Annotated in this window: 12 protein-coding genes and 1 pseudogene; 8 read left to right on the top strand and 5 right to left on the bottom strand. The window is 72.8% G+C overall.

Annotation, left to right across the window (positions count from 1 at the left end):
• The 4 genes and pseudogenes from ACFFIA_RS27160 to ACFFIA_RS27145 all read right to left on the bottom strand — a co-directional run.
• Positions 1–196, bottom strand: a pseudogene (locus tag ACFFIA_RS27160) (hypothetical protein); the annotation flags it as partial.
• A 387-nt stretch (positions 197–583) separates the two neighbouring features.
• Positions 584–1,024: an META domain-containing protein gene (locus ACFFIA_RS27155; RefSeq protein ID WP_377255557.1), complete on the bottom strand. Its 441-nt coding sequence runs from the start codon at positions 1,022–1,024 to the stop codon at positions 584–586.
• Between the two features lie 73 nt (positions 1,025–1,097).
• A complete protein-coding gene (locus ACFFIA_RS27150; protein ID WP_377255554.1) occupies positions 1,098–2,357 on the bottom strand; it encodes a S1 family peptidase in 1,260 nt (419 codons plus the stop codon).
• A gap of 171 nt (positions 2,358–2,528) precedes the next feature.
• On the bottom strand, positions 2,529–3,479 hold the full coding sequence (locus ACFFIA_RS27145; protein ID WP_377255551.1) for a hypothetical protein: 951 nt from the start codon (positions 3,477–3,479) through the stop codon (positions 2,529–2,531).
• Between the two features lie 86 nt (positions 3,480–3,565).
• Here ACFFIA_RS27145 and ACFFIA_RS27140 point away from each other — a divergent pair, with 86 nt between their 5' ends.
• Together ACFFIA_RS27140 and ACFFIA_RS27135 are read left to right on the top strand one after the other, a co-directional pair.
• On the top strand, positions 3,566–3,760 hold the full coding sequence (locus ACFFIA_RS27140; protein ID WP_377255549.1) for a hypothetical protein: 195 nt from the start codon (positions 3,566–3,568) through the stop codon (positions 3,758–3,760).
• 222 nt (positions 3,761–3,982) lie between these two features.
• Positions 3,983–4,408 (top strand): VOC family protein, encoded by a 426-nt coding sequence (locus tag ACFFIA_RS27135; RefSeq protein ID WP_377255546.1) that lies wholly within the window; start codon positions 3,983–3,985, stop codon positions 4,406–4,408.
• A 37-nt stretch (positions 4,409–4,445) separates the two neighbouring features.
• Here the strand turns inward: ACFFIA_RS27135 and ACFFIA_RS27130 are convergent, their stop codons facing one another.
• Positions 4,446–5,438 carry a helix-turn-helix transcriptional regulator gene (locus ACFFIA_RS27130; protein WP_377255543.1) on the bottom strand — a complete coding sequence of 331 codons (993 nt, stop codon included), beginning with the start codon at positions 5,436–5,438 and terminating at the stop codon, positions 4,446–4,448.
• Positions 5,439–5,666: 228 nt separating this feature from the next.
• On the opposite strand from ACFFIA_RS27130, the gene ACFFIA_RS27125 reads away from it, so the two are divergent.
• From ACFFIA_RS27125 to ACFFIA_RS27100, 6 genes are all read left to right on the top strand, one after another.
• Positions 5,667–7,025: an acyltransferase family protein gene (locus ACFFIA_RS27125; RefSeq protein ID WP_377255540.1), complete on the top strand. Its 1,359-nt coding sequence runs from the start codon at positions 5,667–5,669 to the stop codon at positions 7,023–7,025.
• Positions 7,026–7,254: 229 nt separating this feature from the next.
• Positions 7,255–8,010 (top strand): 2,3-dihydro-2,3-dihydroxybenzoate dehydrogenase, encoded by a 756-nt coding sequence (locus ACFFIA_RS27120; protein WP_377255537.1) that lies wholly within the window; start codon positions 7,255–7,257, stop codon positions 8,008–8,010.
• Between the two features lie 74 nt (positions 8,011–8,084).
• Positions 8,085–9,245, top strand: coding sequence for an isochorismate synthase DhbC (gene dhbC / locus ACFFIA_RS27115; RefSeq protein WP_377255535.1), 1,161 nt, complete (start codon positions 8,085–8,087; stop codon positions 9,243–9,245).
• Positions 9,246–9,248: 3 nt separating this feature from the next.
• Positions 9,249–10,967 (top strand): (2,3-dihydroxybenzoyl)adenylate synthase, encoded by a 1,719-nt coding sequence (locus ACFFIA_RS27110; RefSeq protein ID WP_377255532.1) that lies wholly within the window; start codon positions 9,249–9,251, stop codon positions 10,965–10,967.
• A complete protein-coding gene (locus ACFFIA_RS27105; protein ID WP_377255530.1) occupies positions 10,961–11,209 on the top strand; it encodes a phosphopantetheine-binding protein in 249 nt (82 codons plus the stop codon). Before ACFFIA_RS27110 ends, ACFFIA_RS27105 begins: the two co-directional genes overlap by 7 nt.
• The gene (locus tag ACFFIA_RS27100) at positions 11,206–11,838 is read left to right on the top strand and encodes an isochorismatase family protein (RefSeq protein WP_377255527.1); all 633 of its coding nucleotides are present in this window, start codon (positions 11,206–11,208) and stop codon (positions 11,836–11,838) included. The genes ACFFIA_RS27105 and ACFFIA_RS27100 overlap by 4 nt, the downstream gene beginning before the upstream one ends.
• Positions 11,839–11,858: the final 20 nt, after the last annotated feature.

Here is an 11,858-nt window from a genome sequence, read left to right as displayed (position 1 = left end):
TGATCTGACGCTCCGGCTCACACAACCGACTGATCACCGCCCCATCCGCATACTCCGCATACTCCGGATGCTTCGCCACCACCGGACCCAGACTGTCCAAAACCTCGTGAACGGCCTGGTGAAACTCGACCTCGCCAGGATTACGCCGAAGGACCTGGTCGTAGATCGCGTGCAGCTTCTCATCCAGGCGGGGCACGGGACACTCCCTTCCGGCACCTACGGCCGACTCGACCTCGAACCAACGGGCGGGACGGTGATCGCCCCGCCCCGGAACCGCCGTATGTCGGGGTCATGGTCACGCCGTCGATACCCCGCCGCCGAGCTTGTATGCGTGGAGGGTCAGCGGAGGTCCGGGGTCTGGAGTCAGGCGGTGTCGGGGTGTGGTGACACCAGGCCGTTCTGGTAGGCGAGGACGACCAGCCACACGACGACCACCGGGCCACGGCGCCTGAAGGCGAACCGGCCGAGCCGAGCCAATGACGTTGCTACTGAATCCGAACCCGTTCGTCGGGACGACGTTCATGCGGTCGCAGTAGCCGAGAAGCCCGGAACGACAGTGCGCGCGGCCAATGCCGGCCCGCCGTCACCGCGGTGTCAGGTGGATCCGCGCCGTCCGTGTCGCCAGTACCAGTGTGGTCTGGTCGTATGTGGTCTGGTCGTATCGCCAGGACGGCCCGGCTTCGAGGAAGGCGGCAAGCCACCGCTCCAGCTCGGCGTGCTCGGGCGGGCAGGCGATGTCCGTGGTGCTCAGGTCCGAGACGGCGAGGGTGGCGACGTCGAAGCGGGCTCGCGCGTTCAGCCTGTTGCAGCCGGACTCGGCGGTGAGGGAGTCGCCGTCGAAGGTCAGCCGGACCCGGGTATCCGGCGTGAGCGGGCGCACCTGCCCGTTCTCGGTGATGCTGGTGGCCTGGAACGTCCCCGCCACCGGCGGTCCGGGCGGTGCGGGAGTGTCGCCGGCGCCGGAATCGCCGCAGGCGGTGATGGTCAGCGCGGTCAGCGTGGCCAGGAGTGTTCGGTACCGCATCGCGATGAGACGCCCCCCAGCCCTCGGCCGTTCCGTGCCCCGCCACCGGAGGCGGGGCACGGAGTGTGACGGGTCAGCCGGTCTCGTAGGTCAGCGCGGTCCAGAACGAGTCGAGCGGGCTCAGCCAGGACACGCCGGGGGTCACGTTGCAGCCGGTGAGGCTGCCGCTATGCAGGCCGACGGCCCATCGGTTGCCGCTGCCCGGTAGCCAGTACCAGCCGCCGCCGCTGTCGCCGCCGCAGGCGTCGTAGCCCTCGACGCGGACCTGGCCGCGCCGGGCCGAGTCGCTCAGCGAGGTGACGGTGCCGCACGGGTTGCCCGACCGGGTCGGGTCGGTGGTGCTCGCCGAGAGGCAGACCACGTCGTTGACGAGCAGGAACGTCTCGCCGGTCACGGGCGCGAAACTGGAGGCTCCGGTGGCGATCCGGCCGACGGTGTCCGCGCTGTAGAAGGCGTTGGTCACCTGGATGGCGGAGGCGTCGACCACGCCGGAGTCGATGGAGTCCGTGAGCGGGCCGATGTTCCGCTGAGTGGTGGTGCCGTTCGACCAGGTCTCCCCGATCGTGCCGACGCAGTGCCCGGCGGTCAGTTGCCAGCGGATACCGGTGCTGCCGCGGGCGGTGAAGCCGGCGGAGCACCAGAGCGCTCCGGAGCGGCGCAGGCGCAGCCCGGCGCGCAGGTTGTTGTCGCAGTCCTCCCGCGAGGTGCAGGCGTCGTTCTGGGTCCGTGTGCCGGTGTTCGCCTCCAGCCGGACGCCGGCCGGTACGGCCGCGCTGGCAAAGCCGCTCAGCTGTGGCGGCGGCAGGGCCACGACGACCTCGTTGGTCCTGACGTCGATGCCGACGTGGCCGGCGGCCGCGCGACCGAGCGCGTCGCCGCCGCCGCGGAGCTTCTCGGCCTGCTCCTTCAACTGGTCGAGGCTGCGCGCGACCTGGTGGGTCTTGACCTTCAGGCCGAGGTCGCGACCGAGCGCGGCCGCGTCACCGGCGGCGGCCGGGGTGGTCACCGCGATGTGGAACGCCGACGTGTACGGGTCGAACCAGCCGCCGCCGAAGGTGCTGAGGCGGTCGGCGAGAGCGAGCTTGAGCTTCTCGCTGTTCGCCTGTGCCGTGGCCGCCGCCAGGGCGGCCACGGGCGAGAGGTCGGGATGGGTCGCGAGGTAGGCGTTGGCGACCGCCTCCAGCGGGTCGGCGCCCAGGCCGGTGTCCGTCGCCAGTTGGCGCGGTGGCGCCGCCCCGGCCGGTGCCGCGAGCAGGGCGGCCGCGAGCAGGGCCGCGCCGGCGGCGGCGAGCAGCCGGGTCGCCCGACCGGCTTGGCGGGACGTGCTTGTCACGGGATGTCTGATGCTCAAAAGGGGTCCCCTCCCTTGTCGAGGCCGCGAAGTAGCTGCCTCCACAAGGGAGTGTCGTGGGTGCAGGACGCCTATCGATAGACACTCATCTTTGATCCGACAGTGCGACCGAATGCTGCCGAGGTACGGACCAGAACCTGGCCACGGATGTGGCTACCAGGTGACCATGTGCAGGGCATCGTCCTGGTCATCGCCGCCAAGTAGCGCGGCAAGGTTGCGGCCGGGGCACAGCGCGGCGCCGCGGATCCGCCTGCTGAGCTGGTACGTGGCGGCTGGGGCGAGCGTCGCGGGATCCAGCAGCACGAGGCCGTGGTGGTTGGTGATGACGAGGCGGTCGTCCTGGTCGGAGCCGAGCACTTCCACGGCGTCGGGCGGTGCTGGTGCCTCCCGACCTGTCGTGAGGCTCTGCGGGTCGAGGACGGCCACGCGCCGCGGGACGATGTGCCAGACGCCGCCGGCATTCTCGTAACCGGCGCGCTCTCCGAGCAGTGCGGTGACGGCACTGTTCGCGTGGTGGACGTGTTTGCCGTACGGCATCTGATGGCGGGCGACAACCTTGACGGTGGTCACGTCGACGTCGGTGGCCTGGGCGTGGTGCGGGCCGAGGATCCGGATCCGCTGGTCCGACAGCGGGTACGCGATGTCCGGACCGGCCACCTTCAGGCGGATGACCGGAGCACCGTCTGATGTGGACACCAGCAGCAGGGAGCGTCCGTGCCGGTGGCCGATGCCGAGCAGGCCGTCGCCGAGAGGCAGCAGCGTGCTCGGGTAGGTGCCGATGCCCTTGCGGGTCACTTCGGTGATCGTCGACTTGGGGGCAAGCTCGAGCCGGCCCAGGCCATGTGTGCCCAGGACCCACGGCCGGTCGTCGCCGCGTCCCGGTGTCGGGAAGGCGGCGGCACGCAGGTGCCCGGGCATCCCGGTGCCGCCGGTCATCTGGCCGGTGACGAGGTCGACGACGCACCAGCGTGGGCGACCGCCCGAGGGCAGACTCATCAGGACCGAGGTCGTGTCCGGAATCGGGACGAGCGATGTGCCGTACGCCCAGTTGATCGGGTTCATGGTGATCGGCAGGCGCCACCGTGTGGCCGCGAATCGGATCATGTGCTTCCTCGCCGGTCGGTATGAACGTCGCCGCAGCGTACGGCGCCATCGGGTCCATCGCGTACCCCCGTCCGTATGCTTTCCGCGTGGGTCACGACGCGATTTTCGGCGAGCATTGTTCCCTGCTCACGGCCGACCCGAGTGGCGGGCACGACCCGTACATCACCAACTACGGCATCGATGGCGTCCAGGCCGGCAGGTGGGACTGGTTCTACTGCGAGTACCGCCAGTACCACCCCAGCAACCCCGGCCTCTACTTCCTCTGGTCCTTCACCTACTGACGCCCGGCGTAGGCATCGCGGACCCCGCGCCGGCCCCCGCACGAGCGGCGCGGGGCCTGGCGCCTTGCCAGATCGGCACCGTCACCGCGGACGCGGCCGGGCGGCGGCGACGTGACCCACGCCATACGAGGTGCCGGCGGTAGAGGTCGTTGGTTGTCCTCTTCCGACGGGAGAGTCGGGGGCCGAACAGCCAACACTGATCACTCTCACCGAGGAGCCCTCGTGACCGTCAGCACTGTCACTCACCTCAACTTCCGCGGCGACGCCCGCGCGGCGCTCGAGTTCTACCAGTCGGTGTCCGGCGGCGAACTGGCGGTCGTGACCTACAAGGACATGGGCGACGTGCCGGATCCCGCCGAGGCCGACCAGGTCGTGTGGGGACAGGTCCGTGCCGCCGACGGCTTCCACGTCATGGCCTACGACGTGCCGTCCGCGCGTCCGTGGAGCCGGGGCGACGACCCGTTCTTCGTATCGTTGCGCGGCGACTCGGCCGCCGAGATCACGGCGCTCTGGGAGAGGCTCGCCGACGGCGCGACCGTCATCGCGCCCCTGGCGCCGGCGCGCTGGGCGCCCCTCTACGGGATGCTGAAGGACCGCTTCGGCATCACTTGGGTCGTGGACGTCGCGGCCGAGCACACCACGTCCTGACCCGTGCGGAGCCGTCCCGAACGCGACGTTCGCCGGTTCAACCGGTCGCGGCGTCGGCGTAGCGGCGCGAGAGCTGGGCGAAGGCGTCTCTGAGCTCGTCGGGGGTGACGACCTGGAGGTTGGCGTCGAAGCGGCCGAGCGAGGCGGCGAGCCCGATCCACGACCACGAGCCGAGGACGAGCCGGCAGCGGTTCGGCCCGACCTCCTCGACGATTCCGTCGCCGGCGTACGGCGCCACGCCAGCGGCGGGCAGGTCGAGGATCACCTCGCCCTGGCAGGGCCAGCCGCCGGAGTTCTCGCCGGATCCGCGGAACCGGGCGTGCACGAAGGCACCGACATCGCCGCCCGGGATCTCGCGCGGGGTGAACCGAGGGCCGGTCGGGGTACGCGGGCTGATCCGGTCGGCGCGGAAGGTGCGCCAGTCCTTCCGGTCGAGGTCCCAGCCGACGAGGTACCAGCGCCCCGCCCGCGCGAGGAGGTGATGGGGCTCGACCCGGCGGGCCGGCGGGAAGCTCCGGTCGTCGCGGTCGGCCAGATCGGGTGACCCGGTGCCGTAGTCGAACCGCAGGACCTCCTGGGCGCGCACGGCGGCGCCAAGCGCGACGAGCACCGCGCTGTCGACCCGCGGGGCCGGTCGCGTCCCGCGCTCGACCGCGGTGACCTGGAGAGCGTCGATCCGGTGCCGCAGCCGCGCGGGCATGACCTGGCGAACGGTGGCCAGTGCGCGTTCGGCCGCTTCGCCGATGCCGGCGCCGGAGGTGACCGCGACCCGCAGCGCCACGGCGATGGCCACGGCCTGGTCGTCGTCGAACAGCAGCGGCGGCAGCTCGGCGCCCGCGTCGAGCCGGTAGCCGCCGTCCGGCCCCTTCGTCGCTCGTACCCGGTAGCCGAGCTGGCGCAGCCGGTCGACGTCGCGGCGCACGGTGCGTTGGCTGACGTCGAGTCGCTCGGCCAGGAGCTGCCCGGGCCAGTCACGACGGGCCTGCAGCAGGGAGAGCAGGGTCAGCAGCCGGCCTGATGGATGACGCATGACAAGCACGATGCCAGCGGAAGGAGGACAGGATGTGTCCTCTTACAGGGAGTGGAGGTTGCCGGGGGCCCGCCGACAGTCCCCGGCAACCGCCACGGGGCGGTGCCTCCCCGCGGCCCAGGCTAGGCGCGCGCGAGCGGCCGTCGTGTCCGGTGAACGTCCCACAGCCGCGCGGGAAAGTCGCCGGGAGCCGATCCGGGCCGGTCCGATCGCGGCTACCTTGGCGTAATGCGGCCTCTGTGGCAGCTCGCCGAGCGGACGCCGGCATCGCGGGACCGCTACGTCGACCTGCTGCGCGCGATGGCGCTGCTGCTGGTCGTCCTGGGGCACTGGCTGGTCAGCGTCGTCGGCTACGACGCACAGGGACGGCTGACCGGGCGCTCGGCGCTGGACTACATCCGCTGGGCGTACCCGCTGACCTGGCTGTTCCAGGTCATGCCGGTGTTCTTCATGGTCGGCGGCTTCGCCAACGCCACGTCGCTGGCCTCGCACCGCCGCCGGGGTGAGGACACGGTCGCCTGGCTGCTGAGCCGGGCCGCCCGGCTGGTGCGCCCCACGACCACGCTGTTCCTGGTGCTCGCCGCGGCGGCGCTGGTCGCCCGGCCGCTGGGCGTCAGCCCGACCCTGATCCGCACCGCCGTGTGGACGGCGTCGATACCGCTGTGGTTTCTCGCCGCCTACCTGATCGTCGTCCTCCTGGCGCCGCTGACGTACGCGTTGCACCGGCGGTTCGGCGTCGCCGTGCCGCTGGTCCTGCTCGCGCTGGTGGCGCTGGGCGATGTCGCGCGCCTGTCCGGCCCCTCCGCCCGGGCGGCCGGCAACTACCTCTTCGGCTGGCTGCTGCTGCACCAGGTGGGGTACTTCTGGCGGGACGGCCGGCTGCGGTCCGGGCCCCGCTGGGCACTGCCGCTGTTGCTCGGTGGGGTGCTCGCGCTGGTCCTGCTGACCGTCGTGGGGCCGTACCCGGTATCGATGATCGACATCGCCGGCACGCAGGTCAAGAACGCCTCGCCGCCGTCGCTGGCGCTGCTCGCCACCGCCGCCGCGCAGCTCGGGCTGATCATGTTGTGCTACGAACGGGCGCGGCGCTGGCTGGGTCGGCGCTGGCCGTGGCGCCTGGTGGTCGCGGCGAACTCGGTGCTGCTGACGATCTTCCTGTGGCACATGAGCGCCGTGATCGTGCTCGCCGCCGGCCTCTCCCTGGCCGGCCTGCTGCCGACGCCGAAGGTGGACACCACCTTCTGGTGGCTCTGGCGCGTGCCGTGGCTGCTCCTGCTGAGCCTCGTGCTGGCGGGGCTGGTCGCGATCTTCGGGCGGATCGAGACGCGCCCCTTCCACCGCCCCGACGCCAGGCCCGGCTGGCTGCCGGCGCGAGCACACCGCCTGCTGGCCGCGCCCGTACCGCGCGTGTCGCTGACCGTCGCCGGATACCTCGCCGTGGTCGCGGGGCTGATAGCCAACAGCACGGCATCGAGGTTTCACCAGGCACTGCTGGGCATCCCGCTGGGCGCGCTCGCCGCGTACCTGGCCGGTGCCCTGGTCCTGCGGCTGCTGCGCTCGCTGCCGGCGAGGCGCACGCCGACCTGACCGCGGCACGACCCTCCACTTCGGACGCGATCGGCCGCCCGGCGGGCGACCGCGAGTGGCCTTGCCGCCCGGCGAGAGGTCCAATTAGGTTAGCCTAACCAAATCACACGTCAAGACGCCGCGGGTCGTGAGTTCGTGTCTACAGGACCACAGTTGTCATCTATGGAAGGTTAGCCTAGCCTAATCTACGCACAGGGGCGTTGACCTGGGGGTTGTCGTGGATCAGTCGTTGGCTGGCTCTGTCGCGGTTGTCACCGGCGCGGCGCGCGGGATCGGCGTCGCGGTGGCCGAGGCTCTGGTCGCGCGCGGCGCGGTCGTGGCCGCCGCCGACCGGGACGGGCCCGCGGTCGAGGCGACGGCCCGCCGGGTCGGGGCCGTGCCGTACGCGCTGGACGTCGCCGATCCGGACCAGGCCGAGGCGGTCGTCGGGCGGGTCGAGGCGGAGCTCGGCGAGATCGGCGTGCTGGTCAACGTCGCCGGCGTGCTGCACCCCGGTCCCGTCGTCTCCTTCTCCGACGACCGGTGGCGGGACACCTTCGCGGTCAACGCGAACGGGGTCTTCCACGTCTGCCGCGCGGTGGTCGCGCGCATGCTGCCCCGGCGGGCGGGCTCGATCGTGACGGTCGCCTCCAACGCGGCGGGCGTGCCACGCACCGGCATGGCGGCCTACGCGGCGTCCAAGGCCGCGGCGGTCGCCTTCACCACCTGCCTCGGCCTGGAGGTCGCCCGGTACGGCATCCGGTGCAACGTGGTCTCGCCCGGCTCCACCGACACGGCGATGCTGAGGGCACTGTGGACGGACGGCGGCGGCCCGGAGGGCACTGTCGAGGGCGACCCCGAGCAGTTCCGGGTCGGCATACCGCTGGGCCGGATCGGATGCCCGGCGGACGTGGCGGACGCGGTCGCGTTTCTCGTCTCGCCGATGGCGCGGCAGATCACCATGCAGAACCTGTACGTCGACGGCGGTGCCGCCCTACGGATGTGATCACCCCAGCCACCGCTCCCGGCGCGACACGCACCGGGGAGCCCTGTGACCACGCCGGAGGAGGAGCCCCGCCCGTGACCCGCACAGACCCGCCGTACCGGGCCGCCGACCTGCTTGCCGACTACCATCCGGGCGATTCCTTCTTCTTCTCCTCTCCCCGCCAGGTGCTGCTCGCCACCGGGGCCGCCGTGGTGGTCCCCGAGCGTGCCGTGGACCTGCCGGCGTACGTCTCGACGCTGCTCGACGCCGTGGGCGACAGCGTGCCCGATCCGGTCGTGGTCGGCGCGGTGCCGTTCGAGGGGGCGCCCGGCGCGCACCTGGTCGTACCGGCCAGCGTCCGCCGAGCCGACCCCGCCGGCCTGTACGGCCTGCCCGACACGGCCGCGAGCCTGCCCCGGCACGAGGTGCGGCCCGTACCGGAGCCGGACGACTACCTGCGCGGGGTCGAGCGCGCCCTGACCCTGCTGCGCGACGGCGACCTGGAGAAGGTGGTGCTCGCGCGTTCCCTGCACGTGACCGCGGAAGCGCCGGTGGACCTCCGCCCGGTCCTGCGTGGGCTGGCCCGGCGCGACCCCCGCGGCTACACGTACGCGGCCGACCTGCCCGGCGGGCGCACGCTGGTCGGGGCGAGCCCGGAGTTGCTCGTCTCCCGCGTCGGCGACCGGGTCGTGGCCAACCCGCTGGCCGGGTCGCTCCCGCGCGACCCGGATCCGGTGGAGGACGGCCGCCGCGCCGCCGCGCTGCGGGAGTCCACAAAGGACGCCCGGGAGCACGCGGTCGTCGTGGAGGCCGTGGTGGAGGCGCTGCGCCCGTACCTGAAGGGGATCGAGGTGCCGGACGCGCCCGCCGCGGTGCCGACCGCGGCGATGTGGCACCTGTCCAGCAGGGTCACCGGCGAGATCGCCGACCGGTCGACCTCCGCCCTGGACCTGGCCGCGGCGCTGCATCCCACACCGGCCATCTGCGGTGCGCCGGTGGGCGCCGCGCAGGCGGCGATCGCCGAGCTCGAACCGTTCCACCGGGGCTTCTACGCGGGCATGGTCGGCTGGGTCGACGCGGAGGGGGACGGTGAGTGGGTCGTCGGCATCCGCTGCGCGGAGGCCGACGAGCGCCTGCTGAGGCTCTTCGCCGGCGCCGGCATCATGGCCGACTCGACGCCCGCGGCCGAGCTGGCCGAGACCACGGCCAAGTTCCAGACGCTGCTGAACGCCATGGGCGTCGCGGTGGAGGTGTGAGCGATGCATTACCCGGGTCCGGACTTCACGCCGTGGCCGCCGGACGTGGCACGGCGGTACCGGCGCGCCGGCTACTGGCGCGGCGAGCCCTTGCACCAGTGGCTGCGCGACCTCGCGGCGCGCCACGGCGACCGCGTCGCGGTGGTCGGCGGCGAAGCCCGCTGGACGTACCGGGAGCTGGCCCGGCGCGCCGACCGGCTGGCCGCCGGCCTGCGGGAGCGGGGCGTGCGGCGGGGCGACCGGTTCATCGTGCAGCTCCCGAACGTCCCCGAGTTCTTCGCGGTGGTCTTCGCGCTGTTCCGGTTGGGCGCGCTGCCTGTCTTCGCGTTGCCGGCACACCGGCGCAGCGAGATCTCGTACTTCGCGGAGCTGACCGGAGCGGTGGGATACGCCGTGGCCGACCGGTACGCGGGGTTCGACTACCGGGGCCTCGCGCGCGAGGTCCACGCCGCCGCGCCCGGGCTGGCCCACGTGCTGGTGGCGGGCGATCCCGGCGAGTTCACCGCACTCTCCGACGTGGACGCCGAGCCGGCCGACCTGCCGGCCGGGCCGGAGGCGTCCGACGTCGCCTTCCTCAACATCTCCGGCGGCAGCACCGGCCTGCCCAAGCTCATCCCGCGCACGCACGACGACTACCTGTACAGCGTGCGCGCCTCGGCCGGCATCTGCGGCCTGGACGAGAGCGGCGTGTACCTGTGTGTGCTGCCGGTCGCCCACAACTTCTCGCTCAGCTCGCCGGGCGTCCTCGGTGCCCTGCACGCCGGCGGGCGCGTGGTGCTCGCCGCCCGGCCGGCGCCGGAGGAGGCGTTCCCGCTGATCGCCCGGGAAGGGGTGACCATCACAGCGCTCGTACCACCGCTGGCCAAGGTGTGGCTGGACGCGGTGCCGCACCGCCGCCCCGACCTGTCCAGCCTGCGCGTGGTGCAGGTCGGCGGTGCCCGGCTCAGCGACGAGGTCGCGGCCCGGGTCCGCCCGACGTTCGGCTGCGCCCTCCAGCAGGTCTTCGGCATGGCCGAGGGGCTGGTCAACTACACGCGGCTGGACGACCCGGACGAGCTGGTGGTGACGACGCAGGGGAGACCGATCAGCCCGGACGACGAGATCCGGATCGTGGACCAGCACGACGACGAGGTACCGGCGGGGCAGACCGGGCAACTGCTGACCCGCGGCCCGTACACGGTCAGGGGCTACTACCGGGCCGCCGAGCACAACGCGGTCGCGTTCACCCCGGACGGCTTCTACCGCACCGGGGACCTGGTCCGCCGCACCCCGACCGGGCACCTGGTGGTCGAGGGCCGGGCCAAGGACCAGATCAACCGCGGCGGCGAGAAGATCGCGGCCGAGGAGGTGGAGAACCACCTGCTGGCCCATCCCGCGGTCCTGGACGTGGCCGTGGTGGCGGTGCCGGACCCGGTCCTCGGCGAGCGCACCTGCGCGGTCGTCGTGCCCCGCGGCGAACCGCCCGCGCCCGCTGCCCTGCGCGCCTTCCTGCGCGGGCGCGGCCTGGCCGACTTCAAGATCCCTGACCGCGTGCAGCTGGTGCCGGCGTTCCCGCTGACCGGCGTGGGGAAGGTCAGCAAGTCCGTGCTGCGCTCCCGGCTGGCCGCCGCGCTGGCCGCCGGCGGGCCCGCGGTGCCGCCGCCGGCCACGCCGCCCGACCGGTCGGTCACGGAGCCGACCGGAGGCGGGCCGACCACGACGACTGGAGGAAGTGGATGCTGACCCCTGAGGGCCTGCGGGCCGACATCGCCGACGTCCTCGGCGGGGACGCCGGACCGATCGGCGACGACGACAACCTGTACGACGCCGGCCTCGACTCGATCCGGATCATGATGCTCGTCGAGCGCTGGCAGCGGGACGGCGTGGTGGTCAGCTTCCCCGACCTGGCCGAGCGGCCGACGCTGCGGGAATGGTGGGCGGTCCTGGACCCGCGGGCCGGCGAGCGTGCGGGCGAGCGGCCGTGACGATCCCGGTGATCCGCCCGTACCCCCTGCCCTCCACAGCGGAGCTGCCCGGCGCCCGCGTGGCGTGGCGGCTCGACTGGTCCCGCGCCCTGCTGCTCGTCCACGACATGCAGCGGCACTTCGTCGGGTTCTTCCAGCCCGGTGCCGAGCCGGTCACCTCGCTGGTGGCCAACATCGCCCGGCTGCGGGCGCACTGCACGGCACGCGGCGTGCCGGTCGTCTACTCCGCCCAGCCCGCGGACCAGACGCCGGGCCAGCGCGGCCTGCTGACCGACTTCTGGGGACCGGGCCTGCGCGGGGCGGAGGCCGCCTCGGTCGTCGACGAGCTGGCACCGGGGCCGGACGACGTGCTGATGACCAAGTGGCGGTACAGCGCGTTCCACCGGACCGAGCTGGCCGACCTGCTCCGCGCACACGGCCGCGACCAACTCGTCGTCTGCGGGGTGTACGCGCACATCGGCGTGCAGGCGACCGCCGCCGAGGCGTTCATGCGGGACGTACGGACCTTCGTGGTGGCCGACGCGGTCGCCGACTTCTCCCGCGCCGAGCACGACGCCGCACTGTCCTACATGGCCGGTCGGTGCGCCTCGGTCACCACCGTCGACGGCGTCCTCGGTGACGCGAGGTAACGGCACAGTCCATTTCGCTC

Source organism: Phytohabitans kaempferiae (assembly GCF_042433955.1).
In the GTDB taxonomy this organism is placed as follows: domain Bacteria; phylum Actinomycetota; class Actinomycetes; order Mycobacteriales; family Micromonosporaceae; genus Phytohabitans; species Phytohabitans kaempferiae.
The sequence above is the reverse complement of the archived record's forward strand: the minus strand, read 5'-3'. Positions and strand labels throughout refer to the sequence as shown.

Coding starts and splice junctions, on each gene's coding strand:
- ACFFIA_RS27155 (WP_377255557.1), bottom strand. CDS start 1,024: ATGCGGTACCGAACACTCCTGGCCACGCTGACCGCGCTGACCATCACC.
- ACFFIA_RS27145 (WP_377255551.1), bottom strand. CDS start 3,479: ATGATCCGATTCGCGGCCACACGGTGGCGCCTGCCGATCACCATGAAC.
- ACFFIA_RS27130 (WP_377255543.1), bottom strand. CDS start 5,438: ATGCGTCATCCATCAGGCCGGCTGCTGACCCTGCTCTCCCTGCTGCAG.
- ACFFIA_RS27125 (WP_377255540.1), top strand. CDS start 5,667: ATGCGGCCTCTGTGGCAGCTCGCCGAGCGGACGCCGGCATCGCGGGAC.
- ACFFIA_RS27110 (WP_377255532.1), top strand. CDS start 9,249: ATGCATTACCCGGGTCCGGACTTCACGCCGTGGCCGCCGGACGTGGCA.
- ACFFIA_RS27105 (WP_377255530.1), top strand. CDS start 10,961: ATGCTGACCCCTGAGGGCCTGCGGGCCGACATCGCCGACGTCCTCGGC.